The following is a 23199-nucleotide window of genomic DNA, read 5'->3' as shown; positions in this document are numbered from 1 at the left end:
CCACAATCTCCATAGGGTTGTATATCCAAAAAAGGTACATATTAGGTAACTGAGTACCAATACGGACAGAAACACAATAAGTAGTAATATCTTACCTTTCATAGCTTGAAGTTTTTATAACTTACTTATAGTTTTTTGTTCTTTGCTTTGAATTTAATTCACAACAGGCAGAATGTCAAATGACCGCTTTGTTTTGGAAAAGTTTCAGGAATACAAGAAATGCGGCGAATTTCAATTGTTCTAAAGCATTTTTTCTAAGAACTGCTTGGCGCGATCGCACTGAGGATTTTGGAAAAATTCGTTAGGAGTAGTATCTTCTGCTAAACTTCCCTGGTCGAGGAACATAATCCGATTGGCAACAACTCTGGCAAAGCCCATTTCATGGGTAACGATCGCCATTGTCATTCCAGATAGTGCTAAAGCTTTGATCACTTCCAGCACATCTTTGACCATTTCTGGATCTAGGGCAGAGGTGGGTTCATCAAACAAAATCATCTCTGGTTCCATTGCTAATGCACGGGCGATCGCTACTCGCTGTTTCTGTCCCCCGGATAGTTTAGATGGGTACACATCAGCTTTTGGCTCTAAACCTACCTTCGCAAGCAATTCTAAGCCATGTTCTTCTGCTTTTTGCTTGTTTATTCCTTTCACCTTTATCGGTGCGTAGGTGACATTTTGCAGCACATTCATGTGAGGAAACAAATTAAAATGTTGAAATACCATCACCAACTGCTGGCGCACCTTAGCGATGTTTGCCTTGGGATTAGTAATTTCTTGCTCGTGAAAGTAGATTCTTCCTCTGGTGGGTTGTTCTAGTAAGTTTATGCATCGTAAAAAGGTAGATTTCCCTGAACCAGAAGGGCCTAGTATAGCAACCACTTCCCCCTGATAAAATTCAGTGGAAATATCTTTGAGTACGTCGAGTTTGCCAAAAGATTTAGACAAGAATTCCGTCCGAATTACTACATTATTCACTTTCCCGTAACCTCCTTTCTAAAGCGGATGCACTCAAGGTCATACCCATTACCAAAACATAGTAGATTAATCCGGCAAATAGTAGCGGTTCAAAATAAATATACTTGTTTGCACCAACGATTTGGGCGCTGCGTAATATTTCCACCACTCCAATCGTTGACACCAGTGCAGAATCTTTGAGCAATCCGATAGTTTCATTCACCAATGCGGGGAGAATGTTCTTTAATGCTTGGGGCAAAATCACATCCCACATCATCAACCAATAGGGAACACCCATAGACATCGCCGCTTCACTTTGCCCTTTATCCACCGCCTGAATCCCACCTCTGATGGTTTCCGACATATAAGCACCAGAATTCAGGGTAAAAGTTAACACCCCTGCCTGCAATGCTGAGATGTCATAGCCTGTAAGCTGGGGTGTTGCGTAGTAAACCAACGCCAACTGTAATAACAAAGGTGTGCCTCGAAAAACAGAGGTGTAGGCGTTAGCAACCCAGGTAAGCGGCTTGATACCGATAATTTTTAAGAGAGACAGGATTGTTCCCCAGATTAACCCCAAAGATACAGATAATAGCGTAAACAACAAAGTTAAAGGGATTCCCCGAAGAATAAAGGGAATGTCTGGAAGAATTCTGGTAAAGTCGAGATTCAATCCGCCTTTGGCAGGAGTTGAGGATGCAGGATTGGCGGTAGTATTCTGTGAAAACCACTTGGCTACAAGTTTATTCAATGTGCCATCGTCCTTCATTTTTTGAAGGACTTTGTTAAACGGTTCTACAAAAGAAGAACCTTTAGGAAAAGCGATCGCTGATCCACTTGCCTCTTCTGAGGGAATTGTATTAAATTCTAAATCTGGGTTAGCTTGGGCGAATCCCTTAGCGACGGTATCCTCAACAATTGCTGCATCAATTCGCCCAGATTTGATTTCCTGAACTACTTCCGGCACTTTGTTGAGTTGCTTTAGCTGAATACCCGCGACTTTTTTAGCAATTTTCTGGGCATTTTGTTCTTGTATCGTTCCTAGTTGTACCCCAACCTTTTTTCCTGATAAGTTTTGAGGCTGCTTCAGGTTGCTACCTTTAGGAGCGACAATCGTATCTTTGGCTTCGTAATAAATAATTGAAAAATCAACATTTTTCTGACGTTCTGGAGTCGGAGTCATCCCAGCCATTACAAAGTCAGCGCGATTTGCTTGGAGTGCAGGAATTAATCCATTAAAATCGGATTCCATTATTTGAAGTTTAAACCCTAGTTTTTCAGCAAGGGTTTTGGCTATATCTATATCAAAGCCAACGATTTGGCGATCGCCTCCTTTAGTATCATAAAACTCATAAGGAGGATAATCTGGGGAAGTAATTATCGTCAGCGTGTCTTTACCTAAAGATGAGACAGCTTTTAGAGAATTACTATGCCCTGTGATAATGCTGATTCCTACTACTGTTACAACTAGTATCCTTAATAGCCATACTTTCTTTTTCTTCATAGACTTGATAATTATATAAATTCCATTCCGCACCTTAAACTGTTATATCAATCGAGCAGATAATACCTGTGATATCATCTTTTCTGAATTTTCCATAAAAAAATAACCTCACCCCGCCTATAGCTAAAGCTACAGGCTTCCCCTAGTAGGCTACAGTGTACACACAAATCTTTTAAAGCTGCCCCACATCTTGCTCTGCAATGCCAATGCATCGACTGACAATGCCAATGCATCGACCTGTAAAAATTAACGCACCCTACGTTAGGCAGCAACTCTAAAAGACTTGTGTACACCACGGTAGCCCTAATAGGGGAGGATTTAGGGGAGAGGTTAGGCAGGAATCACAAGTAATTTACAGGACATCATATTATATTAAATTCGGTAGTATCTGAATGATTGAAAAACCGCAGAGACGCTGAGGGCGCAGAGGGAGAGGAAAGAGGAATAATTTCGATACAAACGGACATCATATGATATGTAGCAGGGAAAAATTCTAATATCCATTTTTATCAGGTAACATCTCTGCTTAATCCCATATAAAACTTCAGGACTGTCAAATTCTCACTTTGGTCGCCTCCAGCAGCTTGACGCTGGCATAAATAGCATCAATATAAGGTGTGGGAATTTGAGTGAGTTTTCCCAATTCTGCCACCGCGCCAACAATAGCGTCTATCTCTGTGGGGCGTCCGGCTTCAATATCTTGTAGCATTGAGGTTTTGTGGGCACCAACATTTTCTGCCCCATTAATTCGTTGTTCCAAAGTGATGCCAAACTTTATACCCAACTTTTGGGCGATCGCTTGGGTTTCGGTCATCATTTGCCGCGCTAGTTCACGGGTGAGGGGATAGCGACAAATATCCTCTAGAGTAGCACTAGTTAAAGCACTGATGGGATTAAACGCGACATTTCCCCACAACTTGACCCAAATTTCTGTGCGAATTTGATTGCGGATTGGTGCTTTGAATCCTGCCTGTTTTAAAGTCTGCGCCAATAATTGGATGCGTTCTGTTTTAGTGCCGTCGATTTCACCCAGAGTAAAGCGATCGCCTTCAATATGCTTAATCACACCTGGTTCAATTATCTCAGTTGCCGGGTAAACAACACAACCGATAGCGCGGTCAGCACCGATACTAGCCTCAATAATCCCATCTGGATCAACAGATTGAATGCGTGTACCTTCATACTCACCGCCATACTTGCGAAAGTACCACCAAGGAACGCCATTTTGGGCTGTTACCACCATCGTCTGAGAATCGTAGAGTGTAGGGAGAGAAGGTGCGATCGCAGTTACACTGGGAGCCTTAACAGTTAAAATTACTACATCTTGTCGCCCCGCTGACTGAATATCACTAGTTGCCATCGGAGTGGCAATTTGGCTGGAACCGTCTGCCATGAGTAACTTCAGCCCATTTTTTTGAATTGCCTCCAAATGATAACCACGCGCAATCAGCGTTACTGCTTCACCTGCCAGTGCCAGTTTTGCCCCTAAATATCCACCAATTGCACCCGCGCCAACAATACAGATTTTCATTTTTTTTAGGGATAGTTAGCAAATAATTAACTACTTATTTACCCTCAAACAGCTAGGCTTTGCATCGCCGACAGCAGGTCTTGATGAACAGATTTTGAGGCAGCTACTATCAATCCAGGCAGGCTATAGTTTTTACAAGTGTGCAGTGGCGGTAAAGTCGAACCGTCCAGAGTAGTTACAATCCAGCCAGCCTCTTTCGCAATAAAAGCGAGTGCAGCACTATCAATAAATTTGCCCGATTTGATCACTGCTCCACTCAAGTCGCCACTGAGAATACCGTTGAGATTGGGAATTTGAATATCACTAGAGTAATCAGTCGCTATATCAATTACTTTATATTGATTTTTTAGTAAAGGTGCGACAGAATTCATTCCCCATCCCAACAAAATAGAAGGTTTGGCAGATGTTATGTGTAATGGGGCACAGGCTTCTAAGTTCATCTCCAGCGTCCCTTTAAAAGCACCTTCGCCTCTAAAAGCGTAAAAATAAACATTTTGGGCAGGGGAAATAGCAAGTACTGCTTCAAAGTCATCTGAATTTATAATACTGAGAATAATTTGGTAATTAGAATGTCCATCCATGTAAAACTTCGTGCCATCAATCGGGTCGAGTGTGACTAAGTAATCACCTTCTGAACCTAGTTCGGTAGCACGAAAATACTTGGTGTTGTTAGAACTTTCATACTCTTCCCCAAAAAAGCGAATCTCTGGGAAAGTGGCCAGTAATACTACTTCTATTAGATTTTGAATAGCCACATCTGCATCAGTAAGGGCAGCAGCAAAAAAGTTTTTGCCTTGTTCTTTAGCCGGAAGTGCAGCAATTTTTGGTTGAAGAAAATTGGCATAAGCTGCTGCTACTTTGAGATGGGGAAGTAAAGTCTCCAAAATTAGTCGCGTAGTTGGTGTTGTAGACATTGCAGCAAACTCCTTTCAGAAATAATCTACCGTTGGCAGGGCGATAGAATTCTATATCTAGACAAAATTACGGTATCATTTGGATGCAATGATACCACCGTTGCTATATTATTCTAATCTGTGTGTCTCAAAGAGCCTATAGGGACATCGCCATTTTTATCAGAGGGTACGCACCTCATTTAGAGTGTTTACTCTGAACCCTATATCCCATAAGACTTCATGCAAAAAATGTGTTGCCTATTTTTATAGGAAAGCGGCTGTTCCAAACGCTTTCCGACAAATAAAAGTAGCATAAATAATTTTCTTGGAAATTGACTCAAAATACTCAAAGTCAACAGCCTAGTCTACAGACTCAGACAACAGATTTAAATTAATAGACTTATACCAAGTGACTTATGTATGGTTACACTGAATATAAATACTACTTAAAAATAAAATTAAGCACCCATGAACCCAGAAATCAAAATTGAGGCGATTAACCAAAACTCTCTGCATTTAGAAACAGTAATGGCATTAGGACGCGAAAATGCAAAAACACTGGGTTTCATGCCAAAAGGAGGATTTGTTGATCATGCAGCTCAGGGTCATATATTTGTAGCCCTATCAGCCCAGGGTAAATGTATCGCATACTTGATGTATCGAGTTGTCTTCCAAAAAGCTGTTGTAGTTCATCTTTGTGTCGATAAACAGTGGAGAGGTCAAGACATAGCTAAACAGCTTATCAATCACTTGGTTCGTATAACGAGAGACTTACATTTAATAGAGCTATCATGTCGTCGTGATTATAACCTTAATAATATGTGGGCTTCGTTTGGCTTTGTTGCACGACAGAATAAAACTGGAAAGAGTAAAGATGGAAAACTACTCACTGTTTGGCAATTAGAACATGGACATCCCAGTTTATTAACTCTACTTACACAGCAAGAAATAGGTTCTAAGTTTTGTGCTGTCATAGATGCTAACATTTTTTATGATTTAGATGCAGATAATATCAATAGACAAATAGAAGATTCAAAATCTTTATTAGCTGATTGGTTACAGTCCGAAGTAGAACTGTGCTTGACTGATGAGATATATAATGAAATAGAGCGTTATGATAATATATCGCGTCGAGAAAGGCTTAGGAAGTTAGCATTAAATTTTCTAAGATTGACGTGTAAACAAGAACAGTTTGAAAGAGTGTCTCAAGCATTAACAAAATATTTCCCTGAGCAGATGACAGAGAGAGATGCATCTGACTTAAGACATTTAGCTAGGGCGATCGCTTCAAATGCTCCATTTTTTATAACCCGTGATAGAGGAATATTAGATAAAGAAGAATCGATTTATGAAGAATTTAAATTATCTATTCTTAGACCTAGTGATTTTATTATCAGACTTGATGAACTGCGGAGAGAATCTGAGTATCAACCTGTTCGTTTAGCAGGAACATTGATTAAAAAACAATTAGTCCAATCAGGACAGCAAAATTTACTTACAGAAAATTTTCTATCCAACTCCACAGGTGAAGAAAAAACTGAATTTCAAATAAAATTACGGAATTTGATTATAGACCCTAATCGCTTTGAGTTAATTGTCATTTGGAATGAACAACAAGAGCCATTAGCTTTAATAACATATGATCGGCATGAGACACATGAATTGAAGATTCCTATGCTTCGTATAAAAAGAAATCATGTACTTTCTCCTACTATTCTGCGTCATTTAATTCTTTTATCCATCAAAACATCTGCACAAGAAAACCGTCTATTTACTAGAATTACTGAACCACATCTAGAAGATTTTGCAATTAAAGCAATTACTCAAGATAACTTCTTTTCTGTTGAGGATGGATGGGTAAAAGTAAATCTAGCAACTATTAAAACTGCATCTGATTTATCTGCTTATCTCACAAGTTTGACAAATGAATTTAAACAAGATTATAGTTTTTGCCAGAAAATTTCTAATTTACTTGCTGAAGAGGGCACAGTTAAAAATATTGATTTAATTGCAAAGATTGAGCGCAGTCTTTATCCAGCGAAAATTATCGATGCTGAAATTCCTAATTTTATCGTTCCTATCCGCCCTGGCTGGGCGGAAAATTTGTTCGATGAAGAATTAGCTCAACAAAATATTTTTGGTGCCAAAAAAGAACTGGCTCTTAAACGTGAGATTGTCTATTACCGCAAAGTCAAAAATTCAGGAGGTTTGAAAGCTCCAGGGCGAATTTTATGGTATGTAAGTCAGGGTGGGCAAGCTAGTTATTATCAGGTTAAATCTATAAGAGCTTGTTCATGTCTTGATGAAGTAATTATAGATACACCAAAATCTCTTTTTAAGCAATTTAGAAGGTTAGGTGTGTATACTTTTAAAGATGTATTAAATACTGCCGATAATCAGCTTGAAAACAAGATAATGGCTATCAAATTTAGTGAGACAGAAATATTTAAAACACCTGTTTATTTGGAGGAAGTTCAAAAAATTTTAGAAAACAATTTCACGTTTCAGTCACCATACAAAATAACTGGAAAAGACTTTTATAAGATATATAATAAAGGAATGTATGATGAGAGGATTTAAGACTGATGTCTAGCAGAGTACTACTACTTTCAGTACGACCTAAGTATGCTGAAAAAATATTTGAAGGTCTAAAAGAAGTTGAACTGCGTAGAATTCGTCCTCGAATTCAAGAAGGTGATTTAGTAATTGTATATGCTTCATCGCCTAAAAAAGCTCTTATAGGCGCTTTTGAAGTTCACAAAGTAGTTCAAAAACCTCTTGAAGATTTGTGGGATGAAGTTAGTGAAAAAGCTGCTATATCTTACAGTGAATTTTGCTTATATTATAGAGGTTTATCAGTAGGTTGCGGTATTTTTTTTGAGAAAACTTATAATTTTCCTCGACCAGTTAACCTAGAAATTTTAAGGCAAGAATGGAATAATTTTAGACCTCCACAAAGCTACAGATATTTAAAACCAAGAGAAGTTGATATTGTCGAAAGCATAACTCAATTTGATATCAATAAATTTTCTAGGACATACCAGACTACTTTAAATTTAGTTTATTAATTTCACATAATTAAATTAATGAGTATTCATTAAAATAGTCATAATCTTCCTTTTTAACAATATATCTATTTATCTCAGCGACTTATACATCATATTGAATCATCCACTAAGCAAGTTGCTCACCGTCTATTAAAGTTATTTTTTTGAAGAAAAATTACATATTCTCTTGCTTATTTAGAAAATTGTGAGGTTGTAATCAACACTCATTTTTTTGCTTTTAACCCTTCTAAACTCCCAGTAAATGCCTGAACTACTAGTCTCAATACAGTTTGGTTAAAGGGGAAAAGGAAAAGGTTTAAATTCAAGCCTTACCTTTTTCCAGACCATAAGGGAGGTGGAAGAGTGCTTATCTGAACTGAACCCCGACGGGCAATACTTTAAGATTTTTGAGATTTCATAAGGTTAATTAACTGGGGTAAAAACCTTTGCCTTACATGTTTACCCCAGTTTTACCCCAGAAATGTGTAATGGGGTAAAAACCTTTGCCTTACATGTGTTACCCCAGTTTTACCCTAGTTGTTTCCCCAAACTACCCAAAATTACCGCAAAAATCTCGAAAGGCTCTGGAAACATGCTCGACAACTCCCATTAAAAAAGGACTTAGAAGCCCTGTAATGCTTGTATTTATTTAAAGGCGGCACCCGGATTTGAACCGGGGGATGGAGGTTTTGCAGACCTCTGCCTTACCACTTGGCTATGCCGCCACAGCAGGATTCCCTAAACTACTTTAATGTTCCTAAGCTATCTTAGTAGCCATTCAGTAGCCATAGGGCGCTAGTTAACTCATAATAGCATAGGATTCTGAGGTAGAGATAGTGGGTTAACTGGATGTTTCTGGTAGTCTTTAGGCGATCGCTAAGGAGGTTGACCATAGCACAAACAACCCTTAGCAGATTAATGGAAGCTCTGGAGTCTGCCTGGATTTCTGATGATGTATATTTATTTATCCATAAGACTTACGCAAAAAACCTCTCAAACTCTTATTCCTCCGTGTACTCTGTGTCTCTGTGGTTCCTTCTTCCATGACCCGTGCGTAAGTCCTGATCCATAAAAACAAATCACCAAGGTTATTTGTAACATCCTGGGTTGTTTCCGGGTTCTTCCTGAGCTTCCCTTAATAGCATTAATATGTCATAGCCGATACATAATATACACAAATAGCTATCAGCAAATAAAACCAAACTATGTGTATATTGACTAGGCTAAAATCCTCTTTCCTCCTACCTTATACCAACAACAAATGAGTTATAAGTTTTAATTCACTCCTCAAGGTCACTTGTTACACCTTCACTTCATCGGCAAAATTACCCCAGCGAACAAAGTGAAATGGCCCGGCGATAGAACCCCACAGACGTTCATCAGTGTCTAAATCCCTTCCCCGGTCGAGGCTAAAGAATTCTTTAGCGTCAATCTCAAATTCATTATCCAGATAAGTATTTTTCCCGTCACGAACTACAATGCAGCCTTTACCAGGTTCAACCCTGCCTTTGAAGCTATGACCTGTCCACTCTACAACCATGTTGCAACCTGACATTTTTTCCAATTGGTCAAGGGATAAAACTTTTAAACGTTCGGGGTCACGAGATGCGCCATAAAATTTTTGTTCTTCTTTAACCGTGTAGTGTTCAATAACAATGTGGTTTTCTGCCGGAATCAACTTCATTACCCGCATCCGGTAGGGTTGATTGAGCATAAAATCGTAAGCTTGTTCGAGAAACAAACTTATCCCTGAGAACAATTCCAAGGGAAGAGGACGGATACACACGCGAATGTGGGCATAAAAAGGCGGATTTTCAAAAGCTTGTTCTTGATTGCTAAAGTCAGCTGCCATCAAGCGGGCTAAGGTGACGATATCAGTAGAATGAGTCATTACAAGATGATTAAGTAGTTGCTTAAAAATTATCTAAGATTATTTTGACACTTACCAGACTGAAAAATCCTGGCTGCAATCCCTTCTGGTGCGTCTGCTATGCCTAGCAAGATCCCGTTCGCCCCTAGTGTACCGTAGGGAAGGGTACGGTGGGCAACTCTTAGAGACGCTGTGCGAATACCTACGCAATTTTTCAATTAGAATTACGATCACTCTTAGATTCCAGAGTGGTTAAAATCCCATTGCCTCCGCTACTGCGCCCAGTTTTGCTGCAATACCCTGTTTAAATTGACTGTGATTGTGTTTAATAGCTGTATCTGGGTCTTTTAGACCATTGCCTGTGAGGACACAAACCACTGTCGCCCCTGTAGGAATTTGGTCTTTCACCTGCAACAACCCAGCTACAGAAGCGGCGCTAGCAGGTTCGCAGAAGATACCTTCTGATCCTGCCAAAAGTCGATAAGCGTCGAGAATTTCTGCATCGGTAACGGCGTGAAAATTTCCCTGACTTGCGGTTTGCGCTGCAACAGCTAACTCCCAACTAGCAGGGTTGCCAATGCGAATTGCTGTGGCTATGGTTTCAGGATCTGCCACTGGCTGACCGTGTACTAAGGGGGCTGCACCTGCGGCTTGGAATCCCATCATCCGGGGTAGGCGATCGCACTTCCCACCTTGATGATATTGACAAAATCCCATCCAATATGCTGCTATATTCCCTGCATTGCCCACGGGGATACACAGCCAGTCTGGCGCATCACCTAGCACATCGACAATTTCAAAGGCTGCTGTTTTCTGCCCTTCTAGACGGTAGGGATTGACCGAATTTACCAAAGTGACCGGATAGCTTTCGGCCATCTCGCGGACAATTTCTAGGGCTTGGTCAAAATTACCTTTAATTGCCAATACTTCTGCACCGTACACTAATGCTTGGGCTAACTTGCCCAACGCCACATAACCGTCGGGAATTAGTACGAAGGTATTCATGCCCCCACGCCTTGCGTAAGCGGCGGCGGCGGCTGAGGTATTGCCCGTGCTGGCACAAATTACTGCTTTTGCCCCTGCTTCTTTGGCTTTGGAAATTGCCATAGTCATCCCCCGGTCTTTAAAGCTGCCAGTAGGATTGAGACCGTCATATTTTACAAAAACCCGCACTTGTTTGCCAATACGTTCTGCGATCGCTGGCACTGGTATTAGGGGTGTGTTTCCCTCCAACAGAGTCACAATCGGTGTTTTTTCGCTGACAGGCAAGTATTCGCGATAGGCTTCTATCAGTCCGGGCCAGGGTTGGCGATGAGATTTAGCAACAGACAGGCTCAAAGTCACAGGATTTAATATTTCTTAATGTAAGGATTGGATATTTAGAGAGAATGGCATAGGGAACGGCAGAATGGGGAAGAGGAAGAAAGTGAATTTTTCGTTGCCAGTTAAGAGTCCCCTAATTCCAAAAGAACATGTAAAAATATTATTTTTTGTGGTGCAGGCATTTGACTTGCCATTTTTATTTTATTTTGAATGTCAGTTTATCATAGACCGCCACGGCGACCTTCGGTTTAACGAATTAGCCTGTGGATGCTGACGGGGTGAAAAATGATCGGCAAATGTATGAGACTTACGTTAGAAGTCTCTGAAATTCTTATTCCTACCTTGCAAAAAGCCAGCTTTGTGCGAGATGCTCCGCGAACATGTCTATGTGTATTTTCCCATGCTATTCGCTCCAATTGTCGGGGAAAATACATAACAAGCTACCTTTCCTTTGCAGTAGCCTTCTTTTTAGCTTCTCTACGGGGATGCTGCGCCAAGCAACCTTTAAAAGAAGTGGTATGGCAAGTGCTGCACCTTACATCTTTTCATAATTTGGTCTAATTCTTGATATAGTCTACATGTAATTTCTTACGTAAACTACTAGAAAACGGCGATAATAATTCATACAACCATAATTGAATTGACAGGTTATGAATTAAGTATTGCTAAGTAACGTCGAGTAGACGGAAGCTTTGCATACTTGGGGCAATGTTTTCTTTGGAACACAGCCATTATGATCACCGTCTCTTATGATTGAACCTAAAATCCATTAGAGTAATTGATTGAAAATATACAATATTGTAATAAAGCTTAAAAGAGGATTATTATAATATTTCTAATGGTGTGAGTTAAGTTGTGGATTTAATTAGCGATGTCTACTTGTTTATCTAGTGTTTCCGATCGCGAGTCTCAGACTAACTGGGTCAGTAAGTTAACCAAGTCTTATTATCAAGACGATCAGCAAGCTAAGTTTATGCATTTACAAGCAGAGGTAGACTCCCTGTTGCAGCAGTTGGAAAACCTGAAGCACCAACGTCTAGCCGACAATAACCAAAAAGAATAAATCAGTCTAGTAGAAAAGCGATCGCTTTTCCCCTCTCTAATTTAAATTTGAGAAAGGGTAAATTTGAGTAAAAGGTGTGCTATTCAAAGCGCTGATTTTTCTCTGACCAGCGTCTCAAACTGTAGTTATGAGCATTTTCTATTAATAAAGCTAAGGATTGCACCCTTGAAAGCTTGGCGATCGCAGAGAGCCTTTGGAAGTAATTTCCTGTAAAATCAGTGTAAATGACTTCATTGCGATCAGACAAAATTATAGTCCGGTCACGGTGTTGTTCTATGTTTTCCCCCTGAATTCCAGATGTAGGCTGATTCAAGGATGCGATTGCCGCTGCTGAGATAGTCAGTATTATTTCTGGTTGAGCGTTATTTGTTAAATCAATCACTTGAACGGGCCAATCACCCAACTTTTCCTGCATCTGTTCAAAGCTAGGAATAGCACCAGCCGGAACTTCACCAGATTTTTGTAAAGATTGCCACAGACTTGACAACATTACCTTGACCCCTTGGGGATTTTGTTGATGCAGTTCTTGTAAAGTTATTGGAGATGGTTGCACCCATTCCAGTGCTGCATTTGTTAAGGCTAAAGGTTTGGGTTGAAGAACACCGTTTTGATTCTCTGGAGTTTTTGGACCAGCAGCTAATAGGCGCAAAACTTTACCCTGTAGTTGCACCGCTTTGATAGCGGCTATAGTAATTTGTTGTTCTCCATTTGGCAACCAGACCACAATCTGGATTTCAGGGTCAGAAGTGATTCCCAAAGTTTTCCAGAAAAATTTGGCGGCGTCAGTTTTGGGTGGGTTCAAATTCTCAAAGGGGGAATTTAGCCAGCGTTTCCCATCATGAAAAGCACTCACCTCCACCTGATACCAAACTTGGTTATCTGTGAGTTTCAGGTTCGTTGGGGAATTTGGTTGCAGCCATTCAGTGCTGGTAACTTGAGTAATTGGTTGCACTGTACCGACAATTTGACTAGGGTGAGTAGAGGATATTTGCGATGTACCCTCATTATTTAGTCTTGCTAACAGACCTTGAATATAAGCAAAATTATCTTTTGTAATTTTTGGTTGCGCCTTTAACCAGGAATTAGCATGTTCCTCTCCCTGCTGAACTGCTAAAATCAAAGCGAACCAAGCTTGCACCTCTAGTCTATTCGGGTTTACCCGCAACGCCACCGCTGTGCGATTCCACAACCGTTTTTTATCAGCTTTGAGTAAGGTAGCAATTTCTTGGGCATTATGTGGCGACGCTTCAAACACCTGTAAAGCTTTCCCCCAACGACCATCAATCAAATCTGCTAGCACTTCTTGACTAGGACTTGCCCAATTTTTATCAGCTTGGGTTTTAGTAAGTTGGGAATGCAAGCGAATCAAATCCATTTGCGCTTGCGCCACTTCTGGCAAAACTCCTTTGCGTTGTTTTTTGATGAATTTCAACCATTCAAAGGCTGGTGTCCATAGTCCACTACGGGCAATTGACAAGGCATTTTGGTATGCAGAATCCTTGAGGGCTGGTGATTGGAGAGTAATTGCCTCCAATTGAATTGGTTTAAGAAATAACTTCAGAGGCTTGACTTGGTAGACCTGTAAGTACGGTTCTAAACTTATAGTTTGATCGACAACTAACTCTTTTGTACCATCACCAGTTACCTGCTGCCATTTGGGGAATTGTCCGTTAGGACTAGTCCAAGACAACATTTGTAGTAAATTCGTGCGTTCTGGATTGTAGTATACGATGTCACCGTAGGCGAACGTATCAGTCCCTTGTTGGCGTTGACCCCGCAAATTAAACCAAACCCCTGATAATGGTGTCCCACCGTCAAAGCGCTGCACTTTAGTTAAAGGTAGGGGAATGCTGATATCTTGGTGTTCTGATGTCCCATCAAGTAAGGGAGAAATCACAAAGGATTCTTCTGGCCCAGTTACAGGTAATTGAGTTGCTAAATAGTAGTAATTTTCTGACTGAGATTTAAACTCTAACTCTTCTGAGCGCTCGTAAACCCTGAGTTCCACAAGTTGTTTACAATCAGATTGACAATTAGCACGCTGTTGAAAGACTGCCAGTAAAAATGAGTTTTTCGCATCCTGATGTAAAGGCAGAGTTTCCCCAAATATTTTGTTTTCTTTACTCAAATTGAGTTGAATTTGTTTGAGAGTTTGAGGGTGTTCGTGCTTACTAAGGGGGATTTGTGCCCATGCGGGTAAAATTTTATTTAGCCAGCTTACCTGGTCTGGATTGAAGATGAAGAGAACGCTAATCCAGGCAAAAGCCATAATTAGACTAGCACTACTCAACAGAATTGCGATCGCTAGCATTGACGACAACCAACTTCCCCGTTTGAGCTTTTTCTGGGGTTTTTTGGCGATGCGTTTCATCGCACCTGCATGAGGTTTATTTAGTTTAGAGGCTTTTGGCGTCAGCTTGCGTGAGCGGTTTGCCATATTAGTTTTCAATCAATCCAGTGGATATTTTTGGGCATTGGGCACTTGTAGTGAGCGAAGCCGTAAAGCCTGCGGCATAGCTACGCTTAGGGCGCAGCCTCTCCAAGAGTTGTATTGGGTATTAGTTATTTCTCCCGCTATCCCCTCTCTCCCCTGCCCCCCTCTGCCTCTTAAAAGTCCCCAGTACTTAATACCCTGTTATACTCGTCCTTTAAGAAGTTGCCCAGAAGGATTAAGTCTAATTTTGTCCAAAATCCGTAAATCTCCCCATGTGAACGCTAGATGATCGCGAATACACTCTTCACTTAAGTATGTGAGCAGAGTGTAAAAAGTTGAAATGTAGACTTATTAACCGCAGTCATCGCAAAACTTGGATGCTTGCATGGTTACTAATTGCGGGAGTAAATGGAGTTGCACAAAAAGCGTTAGCACAAGAGTATACAGACACAGAAACTACTCAGGCGCAGGAGAGTATAGATTTAAATTCTCCTCTCCTCTCCCCAGAAGATTCGATGGCGCAAGTTACATCGGTTTCTCAACTCAAGGACGTACAACCCAACGATTGGGCATTCCAAGCATTACAGTCTTTGGTAGAACGCTATGGTTGTATAGCTGGCTATCCAGATAGCAGCTATCGCGGTAATCGTGTTTTAAGTCGGTATGAATTTGCTGCGGGTGTGAATGCTTGTTTAGATAGAGTCAACGAATTAATCACTACAGCCGCCAGCGATTTAGTCACCCGCGAAGATTTAGCAATATTACAAAAATTGCAGTCAGAATTTGCCCCTGAATTAGCAACTTTGCGGGGTCGTGTCGATACTTTAGAAGCCAGAACCGCCGAAATCGAAGCCAACCAATTCTCAACAACAACTAAACTCAGTGGATTACTGATAGTTGGCATTCAAGGACGGACTAACAATCGTGGTGATGTTAATCCTAGAGATGGACAAAAAGATACAAATGATACAGGGACAAATATTAATGTTATATCCCTGGCGCAACTATATTTAACTAGTCAAATCACTCCCCGTAGTTACTTGTTTACGGGTCTTTTAGCTGGTAGAGGTACTTCTAGTCCGAGATTTACTAATAGTGTTTCTCGGAATGATGTTTTACTTGGCTACGAATTTCCTACAGATAGCTTGATTGTAAGTGACCTCAATTTTCATTGGCTGGTGACAGATAAATTGGCAGTAATGGTGGGAACAGAAGGTGTAAGTATGCCAGCTGCTTTCCGAGGCCCCAATCGAGTAGAAAGTGCTGCAACAGGGCCGTTGTCTTATTTTGCCCAAAGAAACCCAATTTTAAATATAGGATACGGTCACGGCGGTATAGCTATTGATTGGCAATTTGCTAAACGCGCTAGTTTGCAGGCAATTTATACTAGTTATCAACCAGGAAATCCCGGTAAAGCTAGCGGTTTATTTGATGGCAACACGACAACAGGTGTGCAATTGCTGCTGACACCAACCGATACTCTAGATTTAAGTTTGTATTATGTTAATAATTACTCTTCGGATGGTTGTTTACTAACCTTTGTTGGCGATGAATGCTTAACTACAGTCAATACCGCTACCGGAAAATCAGCACCCCTACAAACTAACGCTGTGGGTGCGACTGTAACTTGGCAGATTTCCTCCCACATTAGCGCAGGTGCATGGGGTGGTTATACTAAATCTTACATTCCTGGGCGATCGGGAAATGTAGAAACGACGAATTATATGGTGTTTCTAAATTTCCCTGATTTATTTGCTAAAGGAAATTTAGGCGGAGTTTATGTCGGTCAACCTCCTAAAATCACCAGTAGCGACTTACCTGTAGGGAATAATGTCCCTGATTTTGTCAATACTGGTTTAGGACGTGCAGGTGGACAACCAGGGACAACCACCCAAATTGAGGCATTTTATCGTTTCCAGCTAACAGAAAATATCAGCATTACACCAGGAATAATTCATATCTTGGAGCCTGGTCACACACCAGATAGTGGCTCAGTTACTATCGGCATTCTGCGGAGTACTTTTAGTTTTTAATTCTGCTTGCACATAAATATTATAAAACTTAAGTATTGACTCAATAATTATTAATTATGTTGACAGGCGCTTATACCCAATTGAGCGCAACAAACAATGAAAATCTCTTTTCCAATCCCCCATGCCTGATTTTCAAAAGATATAAAAAAAGTTTGGCTCACCGCCAAACCTCTATATAAATCCAATGCATAACACAATACGCTTGGGTTAGTGATATTTTGCCCCGGTAGATCCCCCCAACCGACATCGCTTAATGCCAGTCCGCTCAAGTCGTGGCGTGTGAAACCCGCCCACGCAACTGGCTCCTCTACTTGGGAGACCCCTCTGAGCGAGTGGCTCCCCTCAAAAAGACTTGTTCTAATTTCCTCTTTTTTAAGGAGGGTTAGGGAGGATCAAGTTTTAACCCAACCGTATTGGTACATAACAACATCCCAAATTAATTTACTCATTATTATATTCATAAGGCATCTTCCTATAGGATGTGTGCAAATATCCTGAAACCTGATATCATATTATCTCAGTATCCCGAAATACCTAAAATAGAAAATTAATTATATGATAATTTAGTTGTAATATAATGACAAAATGCCAAATAATCAGCAGCAAAAAAGACGGGGGTTAGCCCGTCCTCTGTATAATAAGTAAAAACATCTTGGTAATTTCTGCAATATATCAAAAGACTCTAATCACAATCTGCCAAATTGCCAAATACTTACCAATAAGACGCGAATATTAATTTATCTGTAATTTAATATTTTTATCAGCTATAAATTTTACTATCAGCACAAATTAATCGTTACTCAAAAGGTTTAGATATCAATTGCAGCAAAAAAATTTAGTTTTATATTGTCGTTAATTAATATTGCATAAGGTGTGCCACTTTGGAACATCAAAAAAGCCTGTGTAGGCGTAGCCCATCGTAGACATCGCACCATAAATTGGATATACTTACGGTTTCTCTATATTGAATAATATTTTAGTTTTTCAAAAATATTTTTATAATACTAGTGAATCATTTTGCCACTTGCCAAGCTCCAGCAAATACTGATTATGATAGAACTTTTGTAGGTAATACTAGAGAAAAAATTACTGACGACAAAGTTGCTCATGAACCTAAGTATAGTTGATGATAAATTGCAGATAGAATTTACGTTTAAAGAGCAACTACTAGCTGTTCGCTTGAATAAACTTTGGCAAATATCACTAGCTCATATTAAACAAGTTACAACAGCCGAATCCGAAAGTAATTAGCGAGAATTGTGTCCCCCTGGTAGCTTTAGACCTTGAGCGTCATTACGAATTACGAATTATTTTAATCAGCATTCCCAGTCTGAGACTGGGAACGAGGCAATCTCTCAAAGGTTTGTCTAGTCTAGCCTTCTACTTTATTTGGTGTTCTCTGTATTAACCACCAGCGACAGCAGGGACAATACTTACTTCATCCCCATCTTTCAGGGGTGTATTTATCCCTTCTAAATGACGGATATCTTCGCTATCGACGTAAAAATTTACAAACCGACGTAGCTTGCCTTCTTCATCGCACAACCGGGATTTAATACCAGGAAAGCTTTGTTCTAAGGAGTCCAACAATTCAGCAATGGTGCTACCGCTGGATTCTAGACTAGCTTGATTATTAGTCAAATTCTGAAGAGTAGTAGGAACTAAAACTGTTACAGCCATACAAGTACAAAGTTAAGAGTGAAGAGTGAGGAATATAGTTAAGAGTTAGGAGTCATGAATAAAAAAATTTATAACTCCTAAATCCTAACTAAACGAGGACTTGTTGCCATTCCAAGCGATCCAGAGTACGCGATCGCTCTAGGGCCCGTTCAAAACTATCGAGTTTGGCATCAATAGTCAAGGGTTCGCCAACGTAGCCTTGTAATGCTTCTTGGGTTTTCAGACCATTACCAGTGATGTAAAGCACGGTAGTTTCATCTGGATCAATTTTGCCAGCTTCTACTAGTTTTTTCAGCACAGCCACGGTTGTACCACCAGCAGTTTCTGTGAAGATGCCTTCGGTTTCTGCCAGCAACTTGATGCCATCAATAATTTCTGCATCATTGACTGATTCAATGTTACCACCAGTTTTCTGGGCTAACTCCACAGCATAAATGCCATCTGCTGGATTGCCGATCGCCAGCGATTTAGCAATTGTGTTCGGTTTCACTGGCTTAATAAAGTCGCATCCTTCTTTGAAGGCTTGGGCGATGGGTGAACAACCTTCAGCTTGAGCGCCACTGAAACGAACATTCTTACCTTCTACTAAACCAACTTTTACAAATTCTTGGAACCCTTTATAAATTTTTGTAAATAGTGAACCAGAAGCTAGGGGAGCAACAACATGGTCAGGTAGTTCCCAACCCAGTTGTTCTGCAACTTCAAAGCCTAGCGTCTTGGAACCTTCAGAGTAATAAGGGCGCAGATTAATATTGACAAAACCCCACCCATGTGTATTAGCAACTTCCGAACAGAGACGATTTACTTGATCGTAGTTGCCCTTGACGGCCATCAAGGTAGGACTATAAATCAGACTACCCAGAATTTTCCCGGCTTCTAAATCTGCGGGGATAAACACACAACAGTCTAAACCGGCGTGAGCTGCGATCGCAGCTGTAGAATTTGCCAAATTACCAGTGCTAGCGCAAGAAACAGTAGTGAAACCCAACTCCCGCGCTCTGGAGAGGGCAACTGACACCACCCGATCCTTAAAACTAAGGGTGGGCATATTTACGGCATCATTTTTTATATAAAGCTTATTTAGACCCAGGCGACGGGCAAGACGGTGGGAACGAACCAAGGGAGTCATACCCGTTCCCACATCTATAACATTGTCAGTTGCGACAGGCAAAAAGGGACGGTAGCGCCAAATTGAATTGGGCCCAGCTTGAATTGTTTCACGAGTAACAGTTAGACGTAGGGCGCTGTAGTCATACTTGACTTCTAACGGTCCAAAACATAACTCACAAACATTACTGGCTTTGAGTTCATATTCTGCACCACATTCTTTACACTTTAAGGCTTGAAAGTAGGCAGTACTGGTTTGCGTTTGGGTTTTGATTGCCTGAGTCATAAACTAGCTTTCCCTGTTTATCTGTCACCTGATAGTAACACGAGCAAAAATACCAGTCAAACATACCCGACAAAAATTGTCGGGTATGTTTGGTATTGAAGTAAATTGTTATTGTAAACTTTCATGTCAGTAATTATTTGCTTTACTTAGTATTTAGATTTTAATTTTCCATCTAATAAAAACTCAGTTTTAACACTGAGGAGCAATATGATTAAATTGCATTCTAGTTATGATGAATTTGCATTTATTTCAATCACTATCCCATTTAAGTGATCTGAATCACTTAGTTAAGCTTCTATTTTTATTTTTTGTCTAAATGACTCCACAGGGTAGTATGCATATATAACAGCAAAAACTCAAAAGCATTTACATATATAAGTTGTAGTGTTTTTAGCGTCTGATTAAATCACTAAAATTGCTATGTGTCTTGCCAAGATAAAGTTAATTTTTCAGCTTTGATGCACTCATTCACAGCTGGAGAAGTTACTTATTTATACGGAGGAATTTTTTAGCTGTAAAAGTTACATTTCTACTTGCATAGACAATTCACAGTAAGTTACTCCTATTTGTAGTTGCCAGCCTTGATAATCAATGGTAAGCGTAAAACAAGTAGGCAATAAATTTTCTGCGTATTGCCTCAATCTAGTTTTTCAGGTGTGTCAATAAGTTAACTCCTCAAATACGCACTCCCCGAAATATTAAGGTTTTGGGCAGGTCTAGTCGGTAATTCTTTAAGGAATTGCCGAACTTTATCCTGTCTCAAAACCCAAGATACAAGTTCAGCAAATAAACAAACTACTTCTATGGTAAACCGAAAGAAATCTGTCAACAAGCAGCGTCAGCCTTACCAATCTCTAGTAGCAACAGCATTATTAACTGGTAGCCTTTTCCAATTTATTGCACCTGTACTAGCTGACGGTACAGCTGGTGGTCAAGCTATAAGTAACACAGCGACAGCGACCTACGAAGATCCTAACGCGCCAGGGACAACTATAAATGCCACTTCTAACACTGTAACTGTAACTGTGGCAGAAGTTGCTGGTATCACCGTTACTGCGTCTGGTGTTACAGATAACAATGGTGGCTCTGTTGCAGTTTCCGATTTACTAACCTACACCTACACCCTAACGAACGTAGGTAACGACCCCACCAAATTCCATATTCCCAACCAAGCAACAACAACCGGGCCTGGTACAGTTTCTGGTGTACTTCCTAATGATAAAAATGGGGCAACACCAGCTAGTGGCACACTGCAATACAGTACTGATGGTGGTGCAACTTGGACAAACGTAACAGCAGGTGGTGTAGATACACCCTCAATCCCGGTTAGCGGTACTGTGTTGGTGCGTGTGCCAGTGACTGTACAAACTGGCGCTCAATCGGGTGACGTAATCAAAGTTACCCTTGGTAACACTCCTGGTGATGCTCAAAACCAACTGCGGAGTCCCGATGGTGGTGACGTTTATACTGTAGATAATCCTGATAACGCAGGTGGTGGGGAAGTTGCTGGCACACCAGTTAACGGTACACGAGAAGCTAGTATTACCCAGCAAATTCAAGTGGGCAATAGTGTTAAAACCGTTGCTCTAGCCACAATACTCAAAACTCGGACAGCCTACAACCCTGGTAATGCTTCCGTACTCAATGATGATGTGCTGACTTATGGTTTAAGCTTGCGAGTTGAGAGCAATGACGTAACCAATCGGGGGCTAACACCCGCAGCTTTAGCTGGTACAAGTATCAATGTAGATGGTAGTGCAGTTACTCGTATCTTAGTTTCTGATGCACTTCCAGCATCCACAACTCTTAATGGGATTCCAACTGCTCCTCCAGGGTGGATAGTGGTTTACGCTGGCGAAGATCCTACAACTACAACTGCTGATCAGGCTCAGTGGAAAACTGACAAAACTCAAGTAACAGGCGGTGTAGTTAGACGGGTTGGTTTTATTAACAATCCTAGCTCTATCTCTACAGTTGCCACTGGGACAACCGTTACAGGCTTTACAGTACAAGTAACGACCACTGGAATCACAGGAACGACAGCAACAAATGTTAACAACATCGCTCAAGTGTTTGGTAAAACTGCTGGTGATCCAGCTAGCCCCCTACTCTTCGACGATTCAGGTGACCAAAACCCAGATAACATCAACCCCACTACTGGAGCCTTTCCTACTACACCTGATTCTGGCTACTATCCCACTACTCCCGCCAATACTGACACAGGTAATAACAACCAAGGTGCTAATTCTACTACTGGGAATGTCAACGTCTATACCATTTCAACCGCCACAGCGAACTCAGTTTTGAATGGGCCGAATGGTGCCCCTGATGCTACTGGCCCATCAGGTTTAACCAACGATGACTTTACCAACAAATCTTCCTTTGTTCCTCCTAACACAGCGCCTGGTAGTACACTTGACCCGCAATCAGTTGGCTTCACTAACACAATTAAGAACAACGGTACTGCCACTAACGACATCACAATAGTGCCAACCGCACCAGCAACAGCTACAGATTTGCCAAATGGTACAAATGTGACTGTTACCTATAACAATCAATCTGCTGTTTATACCTACAATAGTACTACTGGTGCTTTTAGCTTAGCAGTCGGTAATACACCAGTTAAAGTCTCTGGTGTTGCTGCTAGTGCCAGTGTTAATTATGGTGTAGAAGTTGACCTACCAGCTGGTACGCAACTATCAACTGATATTGGCAAAGGTTTCCCAGTACCCATTACTGCCTTCATTGACACTGATAATGATGGTGTAGTTGATGTTGGTGAAATCAACAACATCTCCATTGATCGCGTCTACACTGGCTTCTTACAACTGGTGAAAGTATCACGAGTTTTACAAGGAACTGGGCCAGCAGTTGGTGCAGGTCAAGGTGATTTTGAGTCTACACCAGCTTACACAAATCCTTTTACCACCACTGTTATTGATCCGAATTCAGGAGTTGCTGATGTACCCAGAAATCCTGCTCCAGGCAACATTATTGAGTACCAGATTCGGTACAAAAATATTTCTGATGCTCAAGCTGGAACCGGTAACGTGATTTTGAATGCTAACAAAGTTGTGATTACTGAAGATGGTACAGTAGGCGCAGCGGGCAACAACTGGGCGCTAGACAACGACAATAACACTCAAATTGATACTAGCAACATTGTTGGTTCAGCTAAGGATTCTGGAGCTTCAACTATTCAATTCTTCAATGGTAATCCAGCTAGTAATTCTGGCATCGACCAAACTGGAACCACGGTTAACACTGATATCACCAAGTATGTAGATACTGCTACCGGACAGGTTGCACCAGGTGTTCAAAGAACATTTACCTTCCAACGTAAGGTTAACTAGGTAGTTTGACCTCACCCCTCTTTGTTTGCAAAGAGAGGTGTAATAGCTCCTATGTGTTTGTAGTTGGCGATTTAGGGCTGAAGCGCTAACTACAAACTGATTATTCCCTAGCCAAAACAGG

16 protein-coding genes and 1 tRNA gene are annotated in these 23199 nt (G+C 40.8%); 6 read left to right on the top strand and 11 right to left on the bottom strand.

Going from position 1 to position 23199, the window contains the following annotated elements; genetic code table 11:
• Nucleotides 1-240: 240 nt before the first annotated feature.
• From V7K40_RS27300 to V7K40_RS27285, 4 genes are all read right to left on the bottom strand, one after another.
• Entirely contained in the window at nucleotides 241-975 is a 735-nt protein-coding gene (locus V7K40_RS27300; protein WP_334965308.1) for an amino acid ABC transporter ATP-binding protein, read from the bottom strand.
• Nucleotides 968-2458 carry an ABC transporter permease subunit gene (locus V7K40_RS27295; RefSeq protein ID WP_334965306.1) on the bottom strand — a complete coding sequence of 497 codons (1491 nt, stop codon included), beginning with the start codon at nucleotides 2456-2458 and terminating at the stop codon, nucleotides 968-970. The genes V7K40_RS27300 and V7K40_RS27295 overlap by 8 nt, the downstream gene beginning before the upstream one ends.
• Before the next feature lie 553 nt (nucleotides 2459-3011).
• Nucleotides 3012-3989 (bottom strand): 2-dehydropantoate 2-reductase, encoded by a 978-nt coding sequence (locus V7K40_RS27290; RefSeq protein WP_334965304.1) that lies wholly within the window; start codon nucleotides 3987-3989, stop codon nucleotides 3012-3014.
• 44 nt (nucleotides 3990-4033) lie between these two features.
• Entirely contained in the window at nucleotides 4034-4903 is an 870-nt protein-coding gene (locus tag V7K40_RS27285; protein WP_334965302.1) for an inositol monophosphatase family protein, read from the bottom strand.
• 447 nt (nucleotides 4904-5350) lie between these two features.
• Between V7K40_RS27285 and V7K40_RS27280 the strand changes: the two genes are divergently transcribed.
• On the top strand, nucleotides 5351-7462 hold the full coding sequence (locus V7K40_RS27280) for a GNAT family N-acetyltransferase (protein ID WP_334965300.1): 2112 nt from the start codon (nucleotides 5351-5353) through the stop codon (nucleotides 7460-7462).
• A 5-nt stretch (nucleotides 7463-7467) separates the two neighbouring features.
• On the top strand, nucleotides 7468-7950 hold the full coding sequence (locus tag V7K40_RS27275; protein ID WP_334965298.1) for an ASCH domain-containing protein: 483 nt from the start codon (nucleotides 7468-7470) through the stop codon (nucleotides 7948-7950).
• Nucleotides 7951-8582: 632 nt separating this feature from the next.
• Here the strand turns inward: V7K40_RS27275 and V7K40_RS27270 are convergent.
• The 4 genes from V7K40_RS27270 to thrC (V7K40_RS27255) all read right to left on the bottom strand — a co-directional run bounded on the left by V7K40_RS27270 (nucleotide 8583) and on the right by thrC (V7K40_RS27255) (nucleotide 11143).
• Nucleotides 8583-8654, bottom strand: a tRNA-Cys gene (locus tag V7K40_RS27270).
• Nucleotides 8655-9229: 575 nt separating this feature from the next.
• Nucleotides 9230-9820: a chromophore lyase CpcT/CpeT gene (locus V7K40_RS27265; RefSeq protein WP_334965296.1), complete on the bottom strand. Its 591-nt coding sequence runs from the start codon at nucleotides 9818-9820 to the stop codon at nucleotides 9230-9232.
• Nucleotides 9821-9849: 29 nt separating this feature from the next.
• Nucleotides 9850-10017 carry a hypothetical protein gene (locus V7K40_RS27260; protein ID WP_334965294.1) on the bottom strand — a complete coding sequence of 56 codons (168 nt, stop codon included), beginning with the start codon at nucleotides 10015-10017 and terminating at the stop codon, nucleotides 9850-9852.
• 34 nt (nucleotides 10018-10051) lie between these two features.
• On the bottom strand, nucleotides 10052-11143 hold the full coding sequence (gene thrC / locus V7K40_RS27255) for a threonine synthase (RefSeq protein WP_334965292.1): 1092 nt from the start codon (nucleotides 11141-11143) through the stop codon (nucleotides 10052-10054).
• An 850-nt stretch (nucleotides 11144-11993) separates the two neighbouring features.
• Between thrC (V7K40_RS27255) and V7K40_RS27250 the strand changes: the two genes are divergently transcribed.
• Complete coding sequence (locus V7K40_RS27250) at nucleotides 11994-12185, top strand: hypothetical protein (protein ID WP_298907794.1); 192 nt, start codon at nucleotides 11994-11996, stop codon at nucleotides 12183-12185.
• Between the two features lie 79 nt (nucleotides 12186-12264).
• On the opposite strand, the gene V7K40_RS27245 is transcribed toward V7K40_RS27250, so the two are convergent.
• On the bottom strand, nucleotides 12265-14622 hold the full coding sequence (locus V7K40_RS27245; protein WP_334965290.1) for a hypothetical protein: 2358 nt from the start codon (nucleotides 14620-14622) through the stop codon (nucleotides 12265-12267).
• 374 nt (nucleotides 14623-14996) lie between these two features.
• On the opposite strand from V7K40_RS27245, the gene V7K40_RS27240 reads away from it, so the two are divergent.
• Nucleotides 14997-16652 (top strand): iron uptake porin, encoded by a 1656-nt coding sequence (locus V7K40_RS27240; protein ID WP_334965288.1) that lies wholly within the window; start codon nucleotides 14997-14999, stop codon nucleotides 16650-16652.
• 1107 nt (nucleotides 16653-17759) lie between these two features.
• The gene (locus tag V7K40_RS27235) at nucleotides 17760-17903 is read left to right on the top strand and encodes a hypothetical protein (RefSeq protein ID WP_334965286.1); all 144 of its coding nucleotides are present in this window, start codon (nucleotides 17760-17762) and stop codon (nucleotides 17901-17903) included.
• Between the two features lie 153 nt (nucleotides 17904-18056).
• Here the strand turns inward: V7K40_RS27235 and V7K40_RS27230 are convergent, their stop codons facing one another.
• Nucleotides 18057-18332: a ubiquitin-like small modifier protein 1 gene (locus V7K40_RS27230; protein WP_298916355.1), complete on the bottom strand. Its 276-nt coding sequence runs from the start codon at nucleotides 18330-18332 to the stop codon at nucleotides 18057-18059.
• Nucleotides 18333-18420: 88 nt separating this feature from the next.
• Nucleotides 18421-19725, bottom strand: coding sequence for a threonine synthase (gene thrC / locus V7K40_RS27225; RefSeq protein WP_334965282.1), 1305 nt, complete (start codon nucleotides 19723-19725; stop codon nucleotides 18421-18423).
• Between the two features lie 803 nt (nucleotides 19726-20528).
• Here thrC (V7K40_RS27225) and V7K40_RS27220 point away from each other — a divergent pair.
• Nucleotides 20529-23078: a hypothetical protein gene (locus V7K40_RS27220; RefSeq protein WP_334965280.1), complete on the top strand. Its 2550-nt coding sequence runs from the start codon at nucleotides 20529-20531 to the stop codon at nucleotides 23076-23078.
• Nucleotides 23079-23199: the final 121 nt, after the last annotated feature.

Source organism: Nostoc sp. (assembly GCF_036917195.1).
Taxonomy (GTDB): domain Bacteria; phylum Cyanobacteriota; class Cyanobacteriia; order Cyanobacteriales; family Nostocaceae; genus Nostoc.
This window is presented reverse-complemented; position numbering and strand designations above follow the sequence as displayed.